The sequence below is a fragment of the Streptomyces sp. H27-C3 genome (assembly GCF_030063415.1).
Taxonomy (GTDB): domain Bacteria; phylum Actinomycetota; class Actinomycetes; order Streptomycetales; family Streptomycetaceae; genus Streptomyces.
In genome coordinates this window covers 194,937-213,859 of sequence record NZ_JASITA010000002.1, presented here as the reverse complement: position 1 = coordinate 213,859, position 18,923 = coordinate 194,937, and the positions used below count along the sequence as shown (strand labels likewise).

The 18,923-nt window shown below is 71.5% G+C and carries 16 protein-coding genes and 2 pseudogenes; 13 read left to right on the top strand and 5 right to left on the bottom strand.

Features of this window, described 5'->3' with window-relative positions; all coding sequences use genetic code 11:
* Positions 1-94: 94 nt before the first annotated feature.
* Together QMK30_RS02280 and QMK30_RS02275 are read left to right on the top strand one after the other, a co-directional pair.
* Entirely contained in the window at positions 95-667 is a 573-nt protein-coding gene (locus QMK30_RS02280; RefSeq protein ID WP_283515396.1) for a TetR/AcrR family transcriptional regulator, read from the top strand.
* 104 nt (positions 668-771) lie between these two features.
* On the top strand, positions 772-3,015 hold the full coding sequence (locus QMK30_RS02275) for an MMPL family transporter (protein WP_283515395.1): 2,244 nt from the start codon (positions 772-774) through the stop codon (positions 3,013-3,015).
* Between the two features lie 178 nt (positions 3,016-3,193).
* On the opposite strand, the gene QMK30_RS02270 is transcribed toward QMK30_RS02275, so the two are convergent.
* Positions 3,194-3,622 (bottom strand): SsgA family sporulation/cell division regulator, encoded by a 429-nt coding sequence (locus QMK30_RS02270; protein WP_283515394.1) that lies wholly within the window; start codon positions 3,620-3,622, stop codon positions 3,194-3,196.
* Between the two features lie 155 nt (positions 3,623-3,777).
* On the opposite strand from QMK30_RS02270, the gene QMK30_RS02265 reads away from it, so the two are divergent.
* From QMK30_RS02265 to QMK30_RS02245, 5 genes are all read left to right on the top strand, one after another.
* Positions 3,778-4,842: an energy-coupling factor ABC transporter permease gene (locus QMK30_RS02265; RefSeq protein WP_283515393.1), complete on the top strand. Its 1,065-nt coding sequence runs from the start codon at positions 3,778-3,780 to the stop codon at positions 4,840-4,842.
* A 1-nt stretch (position 4,843) separates the two neighbouring features.
* Positions 4,844-5,605, top strand: a complete 762-nt coding sequence (cbiQ, locus tag QMK30_RS02260) for a cobalt ECF transporter T component CbiQ (protein WP_283515392.1) — start codon at positions 4,844-4,846, stop codon at positions 5,603-5,605.
* Complete coding sequence (locus tag QMK30_RS02255) at positions 5,593-6,384, top strand: energy-coupling factor ABC transporter ATP-binding protein (RefSeq protein WP_283515391.1); 792 nt, start codon at positions 5,593-5,595, stop codon at positions 6,382-6,384. Before cbiQ ends, QMK30_RS02255 begins: the two co-directional genes overlap by 13 nt.
* Before the next feature lie 156 nt (positions 6,385-6,540).
* Positions 6,541-7,698 carry a serine hydrolase domain-containing protein gene (locus tag QMK30_RS02250; RefSeq protein WP_283515390.1) on the top strand — a complete coding sequence of 386 codons (1,158 nt, stop codon included), beginning with the start codon at positions 6,541-6,543 and terminating at the stop codon, positions 7,696-7,698.
* Between the two features lie 16 nt (positions 7,699-7,714).
* Positions 7,715-8,506 (top strand): SDR family NAD(P)-dependent oxidoreductase, encoded by a 792-nt coding sequence (locus tag QMK30_RS02245; protein WP_283515389.1) that lies wholly within the window; start codon positions 7,715-7,717, stop codon positions 8,504-8,506.
* A 73-nt stretch (positions 8,507-8,579) separates the two neighbouring features.
* Here the strand turns inward: QMK30_RS02245 and QMK30_RS02240 are convergent.
* The 4 genes and pseudogenes from QMK30_RS02240 to QMK30_RS02225 form a co-directional block, all read right to left on the bottom strand.
* A pseudogene (locus QMK30_RS02240) lies at positions 8,580-8,705 on the bottom strand (EamA family transporter); the annotation flags it as partial.
* Positions 8,702-9,225 (bottom strand): annotated as a pseudogene (locus QMK30_RS02235) (YbaK/EbsC family protein). The pseudogenes QMK30_RS02240 and QMK30_RS02235, both read right to left, overlap by 4 nt.
* Before the next feature lie 41 nt (positions 9,226-9,266).
* The gene (locus QMK30_RS02230) at positions 9,267-10,898 is read right to left on the bottom strand and encodes a penicillin-binding transpeptidase domain-containing protein (protein WP_283515388.1); all 1,632 of its coding nucleotides are present in this window, start codon (positions 10,896-10,898) and stop codon (positions 9,267-9,269) included.
* A gap of 123 nt (positions 10,899-11,021) precedes the next feature.
* Complete coding sequence (locus QMK30_RS02225; RefSeq protein WP_283515387.1) at positions 11,022-12,752, bottom strand: dolichyl-phosphate-mannose--protein mannosyltransferase; 1,731 nt, start codon at positions 12,750-12,752, stop codon at positions 11,022-11,024.
* A 140-nt stretch (positions 12,753-12,892) separates the two neighbouring features.
* Between QMK30_RS02225 and rsmI the strand changes: the two genes are divergently transcribed.
* The 6 genes from rsmI (at position 12,893) to QMK30_RS02195 (ending at position 18,792) form a co-directional block, all read left to right on the top strand.
* The gene (gene rsmI, locus QMK30_RS02220) at positions 12,893-13,774 is read left to right on the top strand and encodes a 16S rRNA (cytidine(1402)-2'-O)-methyltransferase (protein WP_283515386.1); all 882 of its coding nucleotides are present in this window, start codon (positions 12,893-12,895) and stop codon (positions 13,772-13,774) included.
* Positions 13,775-13,901: 127 nt separating this feature from the next.
* A complete protein-coding gene (locus QMK30_RS02215) occupies positions 13,902-14,282 on the top strand; it encodes a hypothetical protein (RefSeq protein ID WP_283515385.1) in 381 nt (126 codons plus the stop codon).
* A gap of 59 nt (positions 14,283-14,341) precedes the next feature.
* Positions 14,342-15,211 carry a TatD family hydrolase gene (locus QMK30_RS02210; RefSeq protein WP_283515384.1) on the top strand — a complete coding sequence of 290 codons (870 nt, stop codon included), beginning with the start codon at positions 14,342-14,344 and terminating at the stop codon, positions 15,209-15,211.
* Positions 15,212-15,476: 265 nt separating this feature from the next.
* Positions 15,477-16,754, top strand: a complete 1,278-nt coding sequence (locus QMK30_RS02205; protein WP_502963053.1) for a resuscitation-promoting factor — start codon at positions 15,477-15,479, stop codon at positions 16,752-16,754.
* 161 nt (positions 16,755-16,915) lie between these two features.
* Positions 16,916-17,800, top strand: coding sequence for a 16S rRNA (adenine(1518)-N(6)/adenine(1519)-N(6))-dimethyltransferase RsmA (gene rsmA / locus QMK30_RS02200; RefSeq protein ID WP_502963052.1), 885 nt, complete (start codon positions 16,916-16,918; stop codon positions 17,798-17,800).
* Between the two features lie 56 nt (positions 17,801-17,856).
* The gene (locus tag QMK30_RS02195; protein WP_283515383.1) at positions 17,857-18,792 is read left to right on the top strand and encodes a 4-(cytidine 5'-diphospho)-2-C-methyl-D-erythritol kinase; all 936 of its coding nucleotides are present in this window, start codon (positions 17,857-17,859) and stop codon (positions 18,790-18,792) included.
* The last annotated feature ends 131 nt before the right edge of the window (positions 18,793-18,923 follow it).

Sequence of the window (18,923 nt, the reverse complement as noted above, 5' to 3'; positions counted from 1 at the left end):
CGAAACGGGTTCGTTTCGTTCGAGTGAGGCGTACTGTCATGGTGTACGAAACAGTTTCGTTCCGTGCGTCACCAAGTGCCCGAGGAGGTCGAGGATGGCCCGCAGCAGGCTCACACCCGAACGCGAGACCGAACTGTACGAAGCCGTGCTCGACCTGCTGCGCGAGGTCGGCTACGACGCCCTGACCATGGACGCCGTGGCCACCCGCGCCAAGTCCAGCAAGGCCACCCTCTACCGCCAGTGGGGGAACAAGCCCGAGCTGGTCGCCAGGGCGCTGCGGCACAACAAGCCCGTCCACTTCGCGGACATCGACACCGGCTCGTTGCGCGGCGATTTCCATGCCCTGGTGGAGCGCACCGACGACTGCCAGATGGAGAAGGACTCCGCACTGATGCGGGGCCTGGCCCAGGCCATTCACGAAAATCCTGACCTGTACAAGGCGCTTCGGGAACTGCTGATCGAGCCCGAGATGACCGGGCTCGACGGTCTGCTGCAACGCGCGGTGGACCGGGGAGAACTCGCAGCCGACACCCCCGCCATGCGGTATCTCCCGCACATGGTGGTCGGCGCGTTCGTCGCCCAGCAGCTGATCGAGGACCGGTCACCGGACCGGGCCTTCCTCGCCGACTACATCGACGCCGTGGTTCTCCCCGCCCTCGGCGTCTGACTCTCCCCGCAGCTCCACGCCTACCTGACGCACACCGCTCTCGTCGTCGGGGTGGTTCTTCACGCCCTGTTCCAGCTCCAACGACCCGACCGGGAGACGCCCTCGTGGCCACGTTCCTTTACAAGATGGGCCGGCTCGCCTTCCGCCGCCGCCCCTTCGTCGCCCTCGCGTGGGTGGCGCTGCTGGTGCTCGCCGGTGTCGGCGCCACCTCCGCCGCCACCTCGTCATCCAGCTCCTTCTCGATACCCGGCACGGAGGCCCAGAAGGCCTTCGACCTGCTTGAACAGCGCTTCCCGGGGGCCAGCGCCGACGGTGCGACCGCCCGCGTGGTCTTCAAGGCGCCCGCCGGCGAGAAGATGACCGACCCCGAACACAAGGCCGAGGTCCAGAAGGTCGTCGCCGACCTGAAGTCCTCCTCCAAGCAGGTCACCCGGGTCGTCGACCCGTACGTGGGCAAGGCCGTCAGCAAGGACGGCTCGACGGCGTACACCCAGGTCTCGTACAAGGTCAGCGGTATGGAGCTGACCGACGCTAGCAAGGAGGCGCTCACCGGCGCCGGTGACGAGGCGCGCGACGCCGGACTCACCGTGGAGATCGGCGGTGACGCGCTGCAGGCCGTGCCCGAGACCGGGTCCACCGAGATCATCGGTGTCGCGGTCGCCGCGATCGTGCTGGTCATCACCTTCGGTTCGCTGGTGGCCGCCGGGCTGCCGCTGCTCACCGCGCTCATCGGCGTCGGCATCGGTGTCTCCACGATCACCGCGCTGGCCAGCGTGCTCGACCTCGGCTCCAGCACCTCCACCCTCGCGATGATGATCGGCCTCGCGGTCGGTATCGACTACGCGCTGTTCATCGTCTCCCGCTACCGCGCCGAGCTGGCCGAGGGCCGCGAGCATGAGGACGCGGCGGGACGGGCCGTCGGCACGGCGGGCTCCGCGGTCGTCTTCGCCGGGCTCACCGTGGTGATCGCCCTGGTGGGTCTGGCCGTCGTCAACATTCCGATGCTGACGAAGATGGGCTTCGCCGCGGCGGGCACCGTCGTCATCGCCGTTCTCATCGCGCTCACCCTCGTCCCCGCGCTGCTCGGCTTCGCGGGCAAGCGGATCGTGGGCCGCAAGGCGCGCAACGCGGCCACCGAGGCCGAGGCCGATGGCAACGGCAAGGCCGAGGCCAAGCCGAACATGGGCACCCGCTGGGCGCGTTTCGTACTGCGCCGCCCGGTCGCCGTACTGCTCACCGGCGTGATCGGGCTCGGCGTCATCGCCATCCCGGCCACCTCGCTGGAGATGGGTCTGCCCGACGACGGCGCGCAGCCCGTCTCCACCACCCAGCGCAAGGCGTACGACCTGCTGTCCGACGGCTTCGGCCCCGGCTTCAACGGTCCGCTGATGCTGGTCGCCGACGCCCAGGGAAGCGAGGACGCCAAGGCGGCGTTCCGCGCGGTCAACGACCGTGTGAAGGGCATGGACGGCGTCGTCGCCACCGTGCCGGGCGCCCCCAACAAGGCCGGTGACACCTCGGTGATCACCGTCATCCCCAAGGACCGCCCCTCGTCGGCCGAGACCGAAGAGCTGGTCCACTCCATCCGTGACGCGGGCGCGGACATCAAGTCCGACGAGGGCGTCGACGTCCTGGTCACCGGCTCCACGGCCATGAACATCGACTTCTCGCAGAAGATGAACGACGCGCTGCTGCCCTACCTGGCGCTCGTCGTCGGCCTCGCGTTCCTGCTGCTGATGCTGGTCTTCCGCTCGGTCCTGGTACCGCTCAAGGCGGCCCTCGGCTTCCTGCTCTCGGTCGTCGCCGCACTCGGCGCGGTCGTCGCGGTTTTCCAGTGGGGCTGGCTCGGCTCGGTCCTCGGTGTGGAGCAGACCGGCCCGATCATGAGCATGATGCCGATCTTCATGGTGGGTGTGGTCTTCGGTCTCGCCATGGACTACGAGGTCTTCCTGGTCACCCGCATGCGGGAGGCGTACGTACACGGGGAGCGGCCGGGTCAGGCCATCGTCACCGGGTTCCGGCATGGCGCGCGGGTCGTGTCGGCCGCCGCCGTGATCATGATCGCCGTCTTCGCGGGCTTCATCGGATCCAGTGAGTCGATGATCAAGATGATCGGCTTCGGGCTCGCCATCGCGGTCTTCTTCGACGCCTTCGTCGTACGGATGGCCATCGTGCCCGCGGTGCTCGCCCTGCTCGGCAAGGCCGCCTGGTGGCTGCCGCGCTGGCTGGACAAGGCGCTGCCCAATGTCGACGTCGAGGGCGAGCAGCTCCGCAAGGAGCTGGGCGACGACGTGTCGGCCGGCCAGGGCAAGGGCCCGGACGGGGACCGGGAGCTGGTGAGCGCCTGAGCGCCTGAGCACCGAGTGATCGCGGCGCGCGCATCGCGCTTGAGTGATCGCGGCGTTCGAGTACTCCGGGGGCCCGCGTCAGCGGAGCGCGGCCCCCGGGTACGCACCGGCTCGTGGGGACGGGACCCGGTGCGACGAGGAGGCCCCCCGGCCAAGGTGCGGCCGGGGGGCCTCCGTGTCATCCGGCCTGTCGCACGGGCGTCGCAGCGGGCGGGGCCGGGGTCGCGGGAACGGCCGCGGAGCCGGCTGCGGGGGTGGCTGTGTAGGTGCGGCGCAGGAAGCGCAGCAGGGGCGCGCGGTCGAACTGGATCACCGCGACGCCCTGGGGCGAGTGCAGCTCCAGCACGGCCTGCACCCGGCCGCACGGCCAGACCCGGACATCGCCGCTCTCGGTCTCGACGGGCCGGCTCAGCCCCGTCTCAAGGAGGGTGCGGGCGAGGGTCCACTCGTTCTCGGAGCCGCCGGGGGAGACGCCCGCCGGGAAAACCAGGCATACGGCGAGGGGGTCGTCGTCCATGTCGTAAATCAGTGCGACGGGAACGGACCGGTGGTACGGGGCATCCGTAATGAGGCGGGCCCGTGCGTGGTCTTCGATGACGGGGTGCATGGGTCGGCTCCTCACATTCACGACGCTATTAACCTAATGTCCCATATTTCACGGTCCGTGCTCCAGGCCTATTCGTGACCTGTGCGTTGTTGCAACCTCTTTGCAACTGGGCAGTATCATCAACGGCTAACCAACCCGCCTGAGCGGAGCACTCCATGCATGTCCCCGACGGATTCATCAACCTGCCGCTTTCCGCGGTCGCCGGAGTCGCGGCCGCCGGTGCCGTCGCCGTCAGCCTGCGCGGCGCACGCCGCGAGCTGGAGGAGCAGACAGTGCCCCTCGCGGGCCTGGTGGCGGCGTTCATCTTCGCCGTACAGATGCTGAACTTCCCGGTCGCCGCCGGCACCAGCGGGCATCTCCTGGGCGGTGCGCTCGCCGCGATACTCGTAGGCCCCTTCACCGGAGTGCTCTGTGTGTCGGTCGTCCTGCTGATGCAGGGCATCCTCTTCGCCGACGGCGGTCTCACCGCGCTCGGTGTGAACATCACGGTCATGGGCGTGGTCACGGTCGTCGTGGCGTACGGGATCTTCCGCGGCCTGGTCAAGGTGCTGCCGCGCGGTCGCCGCTCGGTGACCGCCGCCTCCTTTATCGCCGCCCTGGTGTCCGTGCCGGCCGCGGCCGGCGCCTTCACGCTGATCTACGCGATCGGCGGGACCACCGACATCCCGGTCGGCAGGGTGCTGACCGCGATGGTGGGCGTGCATGTCCTCATCGGCATCGGCGAGGCCGTGATCACCGCCGCGACCGTGGGCGCCGTCATCGCCGTACGGCCCGACCTGGTGCACGGTGCGCGCGGTCTGGAAACACCGCTCAAGCTGCTCGTCGGCGGCAAGCTCGTCGACGCCACCCCGGAGCCCGCGCCGGCCCCCGTCGCGGCCCGCTCCACCCGCAAGGTCTGGGGCGTCGGCCTGGTCTCCGCCCTCGTCGTCGCCGGGGTCGTCAGCTTCTACGCGTCCGCGAGCCCCGACGGCCTGGAGAAGGTGGCCGCCGACCAGGGCATCGACAAGAAGATCGAGGAGCACGCAGCCGCGGACTCCCCGCTCGCCGACTACGGCGTCGAGGACATCGCCGACCCGCGGATCTCCGGCGGTCTCGCGGGCGTGATCGGCGTCGGCGCGACCATCGTGGCGGGCACCGGCATCTTCTGGGCCGTCCGCCGCCGTCGCGAGGACGGGCCGCAGAGCGAAACCACCCCGGCCCGCGCCGAGGAATCGGCCTGACATGGGTGCGGGCCATGCCCACCGGCTCTACCGGCACGGCCACACGGCCGTTCACGCCCTGCCTCCGCACTGCAAGCTCGCCGCGGTCTTCTGCTTCGTGCTCGTCGTGGTGTCCACCCCGCGCGAGGCGGTCTGGGCCTTCGGCCTGTACGCCGTGCTGCTCGGCGCGGTCGCGTACGCGTCCCGCGTACCGGCCGGTTATCTGCTCAAGCGGCTGCTCATCGAGGTGCCCTTCGTCGCCTTCGCCGTGCTGATGCCGTTCGTGGCGCAGGGCGAGCGGGTGGAGGTGCTCGGCATGTCGCTGAGCGTCTCCGGGCTGTGGGGGGCCTGGAACGTCCTCGCCAAGGGGACGCTCGGCGTCGCCGCCTCCGTCCTGCTCGCCTCCACCACCGAGCTGCGCTCGCTGCTGCTCGGCCTGCAGCGGCTGCGGCTCCCGCCGCTCCTGGTCCAGATCGCGTCGTTCATGATCCGCTACGGCGATGTGATCACCGACGAGATGCGGCGGATGTCGATCGCGCGCCGCTCGCGCGGCTTCGAGGCGCGGGGGGTGCGGCACTGGGGTGTGCTGGCCAAGTCGGCGGGCGCACTGTTCATCCGCTCGTACGAGCGAGGTGAGCGGGTGCATCTGGCGATGATCAGCCGGGGGTACACCGGGACCATGCCGGTGATCGACGAGGTGACCGCCTCGCGGGCGCAGTGGTCCACGGCGGCGGCGCTCCCGCTGTCCGCGCTCGCGGTATGTCTGCTGGGATGGACCCTGTGACCACTCCCTCTCCGTCCTCCGCCGCCGTTCCCCCCTCGCTCGAAGTCTCCGGTCTCGCCTACGCCTATCCGGACGGGCATCAGGCCCTGTTCGGCGTCGACCTGACCGTCGGGCGCGGTGAGCGGGTCGCGATCCTCGGCCCCAACGGCGCCGGCAAGACCACCCTCGTGCTGCACCTCAACGGCATCCTCACGGCAGGGGCGGGCACCGTGACGGTGGCCGGGCTGCCCGTCGGCAAGCGGCACCTCGCCGAGATCCGCCGCCGCGTCGGCATCGTCTTCCAGGACCCCGACGACCAGCTCTTCATGCCCACGGTCCGCGAGGACGTCGCTTTCGGGCCGGCGGCCGCCGGAATGCGCGGCCCCGAGCTGGAGGCGTGCGTCGCGAAGGCGCTGGGCCAGGTCGGCATGGCCGAATTCGCGGACCGCCCGCCGCACCATCTGTCCTTCGGGCAGCGGCGCCGGGTGGCGGTCGCGACCGTACTGGCGATGGAGCCGGAGATCCTGGTCCTCGACGAGCCCTCGTCCAACCTCGACCCGGCGTCCCGCCGCGAACTGGCCGACATCCTGCGGTCGTTGGACATCACCGTGCTGATGGTCACGCACGATCTGCCGTACGCGCTGGAGCTGTGCCCGCGTGCGGTGGTGCTCAGTGACGGGGTCATCGCGGCGGACGGGCGGACCCGGGACCTGCTCACCGATGAGCAACTGATGCGCTCGCACCGGCTGGAGCTGCCGTTCGGCTTCGACCCGCGCTCGGTGGCGACGACCGGGCCCTGAGACCTCCGGAAACTTCAGGGTGGCCGGGACCTCTGAGGGCGGGTCACCGGACGGACCCCACCGGTCCACTGGGCCGGACCACGTTGCACCATGGGGGTGCGCGGCGCCATCGGGCGCGCGGACGCGGGACGAAGAGTGAAGAGCGGGAGTGCGGGCGTGGACGTCCAAGGCACGGTTGCGGTCGGCTTCGAACCGGTCAAGGACGCTTTCGTACGCAACTTCGAGAAGCGCGGCGAGCGCGGCGCGGCGGTCGCCGTCTACCGGCGCGGCCTCAAGGTCGTCGACCTGTGGGCGGGGACGCGGGACGTGGACGGGCCCGAGCCGTGGGCCGTCGACACCGCGCAGGTCGTGCACTCCGTGACCAAGGGCGTCGCCGCGGCGGTGCCGCTGCTGCTGCACCAGCGCGGGCAGATCGACCTGGATGCCTCCGTCGCCACGTACTGGCCGGAGTTCAAGGCGGGCGGCAAGGAGCGGGTACTCGTACGTCATCTGCTCTCGCACCGCGCGGGCGTGCCCCTGCTCGACCGTCCGCTGACCCTGGCCGAGGCGATCGACGGGGCCTCCGGGCCGCGCGCGGTCGCCGCCCAGCAGCCGCTGTGGGAGCCGGGCACCGACCACGGCTATCACGCGCACACGTACAGCTGGCTGATCGGTGAGCTGGTGAAGCGGGTCACCGGGCGGACCATCGGGCGGTGGATCGCCGAGGAGATCGGCCGTCCCCTCGGGCTCGACTTCTGGATCGGCCTGCCCCCCGACGAGGCCCACCGGGTGGGCAGGACAGGTCGGGTGGAGGCACCGGCCGAGGCGCCGGGGGCGCTGCGGGTGCGGCCACGGCGCAGTGTGACCGAAGCGTACGGGGACCCCGATTCGCTCACCCGGTGTGCGTTCGGGGCGATCGATCCGGCCGTGGACGACAACGACCCGGCGTACCGAGCCGCAGGTCTCGCCGGGTCCGGCGGGATCTCCACCGCGCGGGCGCTGGCGCGGTGTTACGCGGCGATGATCGGGGCGGTGGACGGGCACCGGCTGTTCGCGCCGGCCACGCTGACGCTGGCGCGGACCGAGGAATCGGCGGGGCCCGACCGGGTGTTGGTCGTCAACACCCGCTTCGGGCTCGGCTTCATGCTGCACGGCTCGGGGGCGCCGCTGCTCGGGCCCGGGTCGTTCGGGCATCCGGGGCGGGGCGGCTCGCTGGGCTTCGCCGATCCGGAGGCGGGCATCGCCTTCGGGTATGTGACCAACGGGCTTCAGAGGGGCGTCACCGCCGACCCCCGCGCACAGGCCCTGGTCAGGGCCGTGCGGTCCGCTGCATGATCGGTGTATGAGACCTATGAGTGGATCTTCGCAGCTGCCCGTGCCTCTGCGGTTCGAGGGGTACGGAGTGCTGGTCACCGGCGCCGGGCGCGGCATCGGCGAGGCAGTGGCCCGCAGGCTCGCGGCCGAGGGCGCGCGGGTGCTGGTCACTGACCTGGACGAGGAACGGGCGACGAAGGCGGCGGAGTCGATCCCGGGAGCGGTGGCGCTGCGCTGCGACGTGGGGGACCGGGACTCGGTCCGGGCGGCGGTGGAGTGCGCGGTAGGGGAGTTCGGGGCCCTCGACGTGCTGATCAACAACGCGTGCTCGTGCGCGCCCGACGCGGCGCTCTTCGAGGACGAGGACGACGCCGAGTGGGAACGGGATCTCGACATCACGCTGACCGGTGCCTTCCGCTGTGCGCGGGCCGCGCTGCCACACCTGGCGGCTTCGGGGCGCGGGGCGATCGTCAGTGTCGGCTCGGTAAACGGCGAGCAGGACTTCGGCAATCACGCGTACAGCGCCGCCAAGGCGGGCCTCGCGAGCCTGACCCGCACGCTGGCCGGCCACGCGGCGGCGCGGGGCGTACGGGTCAACCTGGTGGCGCCGGGGACGGTTGCGACGGAGGCGTGGGCGGGGAGGGAGTCGAGCCTGGAGCGGGCCGCGGCGCACTATCCGCTGGGCCGGGTGGGACGCCCCGACGACGTGGCCGCGGCCGTCGCTTTCCTCGCGTCGCGCGACGCGGCGTGGATCACCGGCGTGACGCTACCGGTGGACGGCGGGCTGCTGGTCAGCAACTTGGGGCTGCGGGGGGCGTTCCAGGGCTGACCGGGATGAGGGCGGGGCCGGTGCGCGACCTCCGGCCGAGCAGTCCTCAAGCGCCGGACGGGCCGGGATTCGGCAGGGCGTCGCCGCCGGAGATCAGCGTGAAGGAGACGAGCTGGTCCTTGATGTGGTGGGCTATCGCGTTCCAACTGGCGTGCGTGAAAGCGGCGATGAGCACCGCCGCGACGACGAGCGGTGTCACGCCGTCTGCTCGCGCACGTCCGCGACGGTCGCACCGGAGTGGGCGACCAGCGTCTTGGGACTCATCGCGAAGACCGTGTGCGGGGTCCCGGCCGCGGCCCAGACCTCCTGGTGGGCGAGCAGCCCCCGGTCGGCGAGGACGCGTGTCTTCGTGCGGTGCCCGAAGGGCGGTACGCCGCCGATCGCGTAGCCGGTCGTCTCCCGTACTAGATCGGCATTGGCCGCCCGACCTTCGCCGCGCACAGCTCCCGGCGCACCAGCTCCACATCGACGCGCGAGGCTCCGTCCATCAGGACCAGGACGGGCACGCCGTCCGCCTCGAAGATCAGGGACTTGACGATCTGGCTCAGCTCGCAGCCGACGGCGGCAGCCGCCTCGACGGCCGTGCGGGTCGCGTCGGGGAAGCGGCGTACCTCGATGTCCGCGATGCCCAGTTCGCGCAGGGCCTCGGTGAAGCGGGGGTGGGCGGTGCTTTCGGGAGTGCTCATGGCCCGCACGCCAGCGTTGGCCGTACGGGCCATGCGAACCGGTTGCCGGGGGTGCGACGCCGGCCGACGCGCGGTCAGCCCGCGCGCAGCACCGTTGCGACCAGTGGGCCCGCCGCGTCCCCGCCGTGCCCGCCGGACTCCACGACCGCGGCAGCCGCCACGTCGTCGCTGAACCCGGTGAACCAACTGTTCGACGTACCCTGCCCGTCGACTTCCGCGGAGCCGGTCTTCGCGCCCTTGTCCCCGCCGACCGAGGCCATCGCCTGCGCGCCCGTGCCGCTGCTCGCGGTGACCCGCATCATGGTGCGCAACTGCTCGGAGACGCCGCCGGGCAGCGAGCGGGGGGCCTGGGCGATCTCCCGGCCGTCGAGCGAGCGCGGGACGATGACCGGCTGCCGGAAGGTGCCGGTCTTGGCGGTGGCGGTGACGGACGCCATGTTGAGGACGTTCATCTGGACCGTGCCCTGCCCGATGTACTGCGCCGCGGCCTCGCCGCCGGACGCCATCGGCACGGAGCCGTCCGCCGAGGCGACGCCGGTCTGCCAGTCGAGCCCGATGCCGAAGACATCCTGGGCCTCCTTGGACAGCGCCGCGTCGTCCTTCGTGTCGTCGATCTGCTTGATGAAGGCGGTGTTGCAGGACCTGGCGAAGCTCTGCGTGAAGGTGCCGTTCTTGATGTCGAAGTGGTCGAGGTTGTGGAAGGTCCGGCCCTGGTACATGACGTCCGCCGGGCACTCGACCGGCCGGTCGGCGCCGACCAGGCCCTTCTCCAGGAGCATCGCCGCCGTCACGATCTTCATCGTGGAGCCGGGCGCCTGCTTGCCGAGCATCGCCGCGTTGAACGCGTCGTCGCGGTTGTTGGCGACGGCCCTGATCTCACCGGTGCTCGGCTTGACCGCCACCACCGAGGAGTTCCGGTAGCGCTGTACGGCCTTCTCGGCGGCCGCTTGCGTGCCCGCGTCCAGCGTGGTGGCCAGCTTGCCCGGTTTGCCCTTGGTGAGGGTGAGCAGCGAGCGTACGGGCGCATCGCTGTCCCCGCCCTCTATCACCAACTCGACGCCGGGCTTCCCGCCCGTCTTCTTGCCGTACTTCTCCCGCAGGGTGTCCAGGACCGGGCCGAGGGACGGGTACTTCTCCTTCGTCAGCTCGACGCCGTCGCGGTCCACCGCCTTGATGGGCGGGGCCGTCGCCTCGCCCGTGGTCAGCCTGTCGTCGGCCTTCAGCTCCGGGTGGACCACGGCGGGCGCCCAGTCGACCAGGGGGGCGCCGGTGGTCAGCCCGCGGACGACGGTCAGTTCGGACGCGTACGACCAGGGCTTGCGCTTGGCCTCCGCGTACGTCACCGTCGCCTTCACGGTGAACGGCACCTTCGCACCGACCGCGGTTCCCGGCGTCAACGTCACCTCGGACACGTGCGCCACGGCACGGTAGGCGTCCAGGGCGGGCCGCGCGGCAGCGGCGTTGTTGGTGAGGTCGGCGGCGGCGCGCGCGTCGCCCTTCGACCAGGCCGCGAGGAACGCCTTCGTGGTCCTGTCGACCTCCGACACGCTCGGCGGGCCGGTCTTCCTGGGCGCCGAGCGGGTGTTGATGCCCGGGCCGGGATCGTTGCTCTCGCCGCTCAGCAGGGTGTAGCCGCCGTAGGCCACGCCCCCGGTCGCGACGAGGAACACCCCGCCGACTATGGCGGCTTTCGCTCCACTGCGCATGCGATGCAGTCCCCTCCCCAGGAGTCTTCTTGAACTGAACATGTTCAAAGAAGTGCTGGAGCATACCCTACGGGACGGCCGCGACACATGGGGTGACTGTTATCGGACCGGGACGTGCGTCCTTCACACCCAGGTATCGAGCCACATGCGGCTGCGCCAGTCGCTCATCGGGAGGGTCTGGCCCGTGTAAATGGGCCAGAAGTAGATGAAGTTCCAGATGATGAGCAGGACGAGCACACCCGCGCCGATCGCTCCGATCGCGCGCCGGCGCTCGTCCGAGCCCGGTGGCCCGAGCATCGCGCCGATCATCATCGCCACCGCCAGGCACAGGAACGGGACGAACACGACGGCGTAGAAGAGGAAGATCGTCCGCTCCTGGTAGAAGAACCAGGGCACCCAGCCGGCCGCGATGCCGCAGGCGATCGCCCCGGCCCGCCAGTCGCGGCGGAACGCCCAGCGCCACAGCACATACAGCACCGCGAAGCACGCCGCCCACCACAGCAGGGGCGTCCCGAGCGCCAGCACCTCGCGCGCGCACTCGTGCTTCTCGGCCGCCGAGCAGCCGTCCTTGCCGGGCTTGGGCGACTCGTAGAAGTACGAGACCGGGCGGCCCAGGATCAGCCAGCTCCACGGGTTCGACTGGTAGGTGTGACCGGACGTCAGATTGACGTGGAAGCTGTAGACCTCGGTCTCGTAGTGCCACAGGCTGCGCAGCCAGTCGGGCAGCCACGTCCAGTTCCCGCCGCGCCCCGCGCCCGCCGCCCAGTCGCGGTAGTAGCCGCCCTTGGAGACGATCCAGCCCGTCCAGGAGGCGATGTACACCGCGAAGGTGACGACGACCGTCGAGCCGAACGCCGGCAGGATGTCGCGCTTGAGCACCGCGAGATACGGCCGCACCGCACCCGCCGTCCGCCGGGCGCCCACGTCCCACATCACCGTCAGCAGCCCGAACGCGGCCAGGATGTACAGGCCGTTCCACTTGGTGCCGAACGCGAGGCCCAGGCACACCCCGGCGGCGATCCGCCACGGCCGCCAGCCCAGGCGCAGGTTCGCCGCGACCAGGGCGTCCGGCCGCAGCACTCCCTCGTCGTCGCGCGGCAGCGCGGCGGCCAGCCGCCTTCGCGCCCAGTCCCGGTCGACCAGCAGACAGCCGAACGCGCCGAGCACGAAGAACATCAGCACCAGGTCGAGCAGCGCCGTGCGGCTCATCACGAAGTGCAGGCCGTCGACGGCGAGCAGGGCGCCCGCCAGGCACCCCAGGAACGTCGAGCGGAACAACCGCCGCCCGATCCGGCAGAGCATCAGCACCGAGATCGTGCCGAGCACACAGACCATGAAGCGCCAGCCGAACGGGGTGAGACCGAAGAGCTGTTCGCCGATCCCGATGACCCACTTGCCGACCGGCGGATGCACCACATAGCCGGGGTCGTCCGGGATGGGGACCCGCGAAGGATCGGCGAGGATCGACTTGTCGATGTCCTTGGGCCACTGGCCCTCGTACCCCTGGTTGATGACCGCCCAGGCGTCCTTCGCGTAGTACGTCTCGTCGAATATCACCGCCTTGGGGCTGCCGAGGTGCCAGATCCGCAGCAGCCCGGCGACGAGCGCGACCAGCAGCGGCCCGCCCCACACCGACCACCGCACCAGCCGCGCCACGACTCCCATGGCGGCCGGCGGCACCCCGAGACCTCTCCACAGCTCGGTGCCCGGCTTGCTGTACGGCGGCACAAGTCGGTCACCCAGGCCGACGGTCTGCCTGGGTACATAGCCGAATCGGCGCAGCCGACGCTGCCACGAGGGCGGCTGCTCTTCGGCGGCGTGGCCCTGCTGGGCTTCTGACGCTGTACTGGTCACCGCGCCATCGTAGGGAACACATCTGTGCCCGGGGTCGCTGCGTGGCCGGGAGACCGCTGCCGTGATGGGGCGCGGGTGCCCGGCGGAGTCCGTCAGACTGGACACGCAGAACGTCGGTCGACCTCGGTGAGAAGGCAGTAATGACCAGCAGCGGAACCCTTGTCCTCGCAGGGACCCCCATCGGTGACGTCGCGGACGCCCCGCCTCGGCTCGCCGCCGAACTGGAGCGGGCCGACGTCATCGCCGCCGAGGACACCCGTCGGCTGCGCCGCCTCACCCAGGCGCTCGGCGTGCGCACCACGGGGCGTGTCGTGTCGTACTTCGAGGGCAACGAGACCGCGCGTACGCCCGAACTCGTCGAGGCGCTGGAGGGCGGCTCGCGGGTGCTCCTGGTGACCGACGCGGGCATGCCGTCGGTCTCCGACCCCGGCTACCGGCTGGTCGCCGCGGCCGTCGAGAAGGACATCAAGGTCACGGCGGTGCCGGGCCCGTCCGCCGTACTGACCGCGCTCGCGCTGTCCGGACTGCCCGTCGACCGCTTCTGCTTCGAGGGCTTCCTGCCGCGCAAGGCGGGCGAGCGCCTGAGCAAGCTGCGCGAGGCCGCCGGTGAGCGCAGGACGCTGGTGTACTTCGAGGCCCCGCACCGCCTCGACGACACGCTCGCGGCGATGGCCGAGGTGTTCGGCGAAGAGCGACGGGCCGCGGTCTGCCGCGAGCTGACCAAGACCTACGAGGAAGTGAAGCGCGGGCCGCTGAAGGCGCTCGCCGAGTGGGCCGCCGACGGCGTGCGAGGCGAGATCACCGTCGTTGTCGAGGGGGCCCCCGACGCGGTGCTGGACCTGGACCCGGCCGAGCTGGTGCGCAGGGTGCAGGTGCGTGAGGAGGCGGGGGAGCGGCGCAAGGAGGCCATTGTGTCGGTCGCCGCGGAAGTGGGGCTGCCCAAGCGCGAGGTATTCGATGCCGTTGTCGCGGCAAAGAATGCGGCACGGGCGGGCTCTGCGGACGGTAAAGGACTATCGTAAAAAGCAAAGTACAGGCCGCGTATCGAGCCCTTTCCCATGGAAAGGCCAAGACCGCTCCATATATCGACAGGACCTGATGCGCTCCCGCCCGAATGGGCATCCACTGGGTCAGTGGAAAGGAGCTGGCATGAGCGAGATCGCAGACACCGCCGGCGCAGGAACCACCGTTCACGAGGCCTACGCCTTCGCCTGCATGAGGTGTGGGCACGGCTGGGAGCAGGCGTACGAGATCAAGCACCACACCGACGGTACGGGGCACGAGTCCGTGGTCTACACGGCCGACGGGATGCGGGTGCCGTCACCCCTGTCCCGTCCCCTGTGCCTGAACTGCGGCGGCCATGTCGTGCGGATCATGCGGTCGGGGCAGGTGTCCTCGGTGCAGGCGGCCCAGTGGGCCGAGCCCGCGACGGCGCCGGCGGGGCCCCTGGTGGTACCGGCCGGGGAGCAGCCCGAGCGCCATCATTGGCACCTGTCGGATCTGCTGCACCCCTTCCAGCACCGCAGGTGAGGGCTCCCGCTGATGTGGTGGAGTGAGGCGCGGGGCGTGGTTTTCGTACGATCGTGACCATGACCCCTCAAGACGCCCCACCGCCGTTGCCCGAGCCGCTTCGGGTGGCGGTCGCCGATTCGCACACTCACCTGGACATGCAGGACGGCACGGTCGAGGAGGCACTGGCGAAGGCCGTGTCGGTCGGCGTCACGACCGTCGTCCAGGTGGGCTGCGACGTAAAGGGTTCGCGCTGGGCGGCGGTGACCGCCGAGGCGTACGAGAACGTGCACGCCGCGGTGGCCCTGCACCCCAATGAAGCCCCCCGCATCGTCCACGGCGACCCCGACGGCTGGTCGCGGCAGGGCGCGCGCACCGCGGGCGGTGTAGGGGCGCTCGACGAGGCGCTCGTCGACATCGACCGGCTGGCGGGCCTGCCGTTCGTCAAGGCCGTCGGCGAGACCGGGCTCGACCACTTCCGCACCGGCCCCGACGGAATCGCCGCCCAGCTGCTGTCCTTCCGGGCCCATATCGAGATGGCCAAACGGCACGGCAAGGCACTCGTCATCCACGATCGCGACGCGCACGCCGATGTGCTGCGGGTCCTCGACGAGGAGGGCGCCCCCGAGCGCACGGTCTTCCACTGCTACTCCGGTGACGCGGCCATGGCCGAGATCTGCGCACGCAAGGGCTACTTCATGTCCTTCGCCGGAAACGTGACGTTCAAGAACGCCCAGCCGCTGCGCGACGCGCTCGCCATCGCACCGCTCGAACTGGTTCTCGTCGAAACCGACGCACCGTTCCTCACCCCCGCCCCGTACCGCGGACGGCCTAACGCGCCGTATCTCATTCCGGTCACGGTGCGGGCGATGGCGGCGGTCAAGGGGCTCGACGAGGACGTCCTGGCCACGGCACTCGCCGCCAATACGGCACGCGCATTCGATTATTGAACCGAACAGCGGTCAATCCGGCGACGCAGCGTAGCTGCGTCACTTTGGAGAGTGACCGTCGCTCCGCTAGTGTCCCGGCCCGCAGCGTCATCTGGGCGGGCCGGACCTCTGGAGCGTCGTGAGCAATTCGCAGGGCAGTCACCGCGCGGCGCGCGGCGGCAGCGGCCGACGAGCGGCGGGCAGGGCGTCGGGACTGGATACACACGGTCCCGACGCGTACGGGCCCGACCTGTACGGTCCCGACGCGTACGGGCCCTTGGAGACGCTGTCCTACGGCGCGCCGCTGTACGGTGCTCCCTTGGCGCCCGAGCCGCAGCTGCCGCGCCAGTCCTCGGTCGCCGCCCCCGTGGCCGATCCGGGCGCGGGGCCGGGGCGCGGGGCCGGTGTGGAGGCCGCTTCGGGGGCCGACCGTCGCGGAGGGGCCAGGCGGGCCGCGCGGCGGCGCGAGGGCGAGCGGTCCGGCACGTTCCGGCGGCTCGTCCCCCAGGCCCTGGTCGTCGCCTTCCTGGCCGGCGGCACCTCCGCGTTCATCGCCAACGACAAGGCGATCAGGCTGAGCGTCGACGGCGTGCCCCGGACCATGCACACCTTCGCCGACGACGTGGACGAACTGCTGGCCGACCAGGGCGTCACCGTCGGGGAGCACGACCTCGTCGCGCCGGCCCCCGGCGAGGCCCTGGCCAGCGGCGACGAGATCGTCGTCCACTACGGCCGGCCCGTGACCCTCACCCTGGACGGCCAACGCCGACAGCTGTGGACCACGGCCCGCACCGTCGACGGCGCACTGCGCCAGCTCGGGGTGCGCGCGGAGGGCGCGTTCCTCTCCACCTCGCGGGCCTCAGCGATCGGGCGCAGCGGCCTCGCGCTGGACGTCCGCACCGAGCGGTCCGTGACGTTCATGGCGGACGGACGGGAGCGCACCATCCGCACGAACGCCGCGACCGTGGGCGAGGCCCTGGGTGAGGCGGGCATCAGCCTGCGCGGCCAGGACACCACCTCGGTGCCGTCCGGCACCTTCCCGCGCGACGGCCAGACGATCACCGTGATGCGGATCAGTGGCACCAAGGAAGTGCGCGAGGAGCCCATCCCCTTCACTGTCGAGCGGACCCGGGACCCCACGCTCCTCAAGGGCACCGAAGTCGTCGCACAGGCGGGCAGGCAGGGCGCGCGCCGGGTCACGTACGCCCTGCGCACCGTCAACGGCGTCAAGCAGAAACCCAGGAAGATCGCCGAGGAGATCGCCCGCGAGCCGGTCACCCAGCGCGTGAAGGTCGGCACCAAGGCGATGCCGACCGCCGTCGCCGGGGCGGACGGGCTCAACTGGAGCGGGCTCGCCCACTGCGAATCGGGCGGCAGGCCCGGCGCGGTCGACCCGACCGGCAACTATGGCGGCCTCTACCAGTTCGACACCCAGACCTGGCAGTCCCTCGGCGGCAGCGGGCGCGCGCAGGAGGCGAGCGCGAGCGAGCAGACGTTCCGGGCGAAGAAGCTGTACGTGCAGCGCGGGTCCAGCCCCTGGCCGCACTGCGGCAGCCGCCTGTAGGGACGGCGATCGTCGCTGCCGCAGCTTGCGGCGACGGTGGCTGCCGTGTGCGGGGTGAGCCGGCTGCCGGGTGCGGGGTGGGACGGGGGCGTCCGCAGGCCGAGCCGGGGGCCGGGGCCCTTTACGCTTGAGCGGTGAGCACCACTGAGCCTTCTGCGCCCCTGCCTGACTCCGCGCCCGCCCCCGGACCCGTCCCGGTCTCCGACAAGCTGCTGGGTCCCGCCGACATCCGGGAACTGGCGGCGGTGCTCGGCGTGCGCCCCACCAAGCAGCGCGGCCAGAACTTCGTCATCGACGCCAATACGGTCCGCCGGATCGTACGGACGGCCGGGGTACGCCCCGACGACGTGGTCGTCGAGGTCGGCCCGGGCCTCGGCTCGCTGACGCTGGCCCTTCTCGAAGCGGCCGACCGGGTCGTCGCCGTCGAGATCGACGACGCGCTCGCGGGCGCGCTGCCCGCCACCATCGAGGCGCGGATGCCGGGGCGGGCCGACCGCTTCACGCTCGTCCACTCCGACGCGATGCAGGTCCACGAGCTGCCGGGTCCGCCGCCCACCGCGCTCGTCGCGAACCTTCCGTACAACGTCGCGGTCCCCGTCCTGCTCACCATGCTGGAGCGATTCCCGACCATCGAGCGAACTCTGGTCATGGTCCAGTCGGAGGTCGCGGACCGGCTCGCGGCCAAGCCGGGCAACAAGGTCTACGGCGTGCCCTCGGTGAAGGCCAACTGGTACGCCGAGGTCAAGCGGGCCGGGTCGATCGGCCGTAACGTCTTCTGGCCAGCGCCGAACGTCGACTCGGGCCTCGTCTCCCTGGTTCGTCGTGCGGAGCCGATCAGGACCACCGCCACCAAGGCGGAGGTCTTCGCGGTCGTCGACGCGGCGTTCGCGCAGCGCCGCAAGACGCTGCGGGCGGCGCTCTCGGGATGGGCCGGGTCCGCGCCCGCCGCCGAGGCGGCCCTGGTCGCGGCCGGGATCTCGCCGCAGGCACGCGGCGAGGCGCTGACGGTGGAGGAGTTCGCCCGTATCGCGGAGGCGAAGGCGTGAGTGGCGGGGGCGTGATGGGTGGAGGCGTGAGCGGTGGAGGCGCAAGTGACCCAGGTATGAGCGGTGCAGGTATGGGCGGTGGAGGCGTGAGCGGGCCGGTCACTGTCCGGGTGCCCGCGAAGGTCAACGTCCAGCTGGCGGTGGGCGGCGCGCGGCCCGACGGCTTCCACGACCTGGCCAACGTCTTCCTGGCGGTCGGTCTCTACGACGAGGTCACCGTCACGCCGTCCGACTCGCTGCGGATCACCTGCTCGGGCCCCGACGCGGCGCAGGTCCCCCTGGACGCCACGAACCTGGCGGCGCGGGCCGCGCTCGCGCTGGGCGCGCGTTACGGCGTCGCGCCCGATGTCCACATCCACATCGCCAAGGACATCCCCGTCGCGGGCGGCATGGCGGGCGGCAGCGCGGACGGGGCCGCGGCGCTGCTGGCCTGCGACGCGCTCTGGGGCACGGGCGCGTCCCGCACCGAACTCCTCGCGCTCTGCGCGGAGTTGGGCAGTGACGTGCCGTTCAGCCTGGTGGGCGGGGCGGCGCTGGGCACCGGCCGGGGCGAGTACCTCACCGCGCTCGATGTCGGCGGCGACTTCCACTGGGTGTTCGCGGTCGCGGACGGCGGCCTTTCGACCCCGGCGGTGTACGCCGAGTTCGACCGCCTGACGGAGGGCACGGCCGTCCCCGACCCGGTCGCTTCGCCCGCCCTCCTCAACGCCCTGCGCACGGGCGACGCGACGGCGCTGGCCGGCGCCGTGACGAACGACCTCCAGCCGGCGGCGCTCTCCCTGCGCCCCTCGCTGGCCGAAACCCTGGCCGCGGGCACGGCGGCGGGGGCGCTGGCCGGGCTGGTGTCGGGGTCAGGCCCGACGACGGCGTTCCTGACGAAGGACGCGGAAGCGGCGGAGACGGTGGCGACGGCCCTGCGCGAGTCGGGCACGTGCCGCACGGCGAGGGTGGCGGGGGCGCCGGCGGCGGGCGCGACGGTCCTCGGGAGCTGAGCTCTGCCACATGAGGCGCGGGAAGGTCAGCCGGCCGCCATGGCGAGGAGGGGCCCTGGCCCGGCTGCGCGGCCCCGCGGAGGCCGCGGCTCAGGGACCGTCCTTCGGCGACTACGCTGGAGCGTCGATCC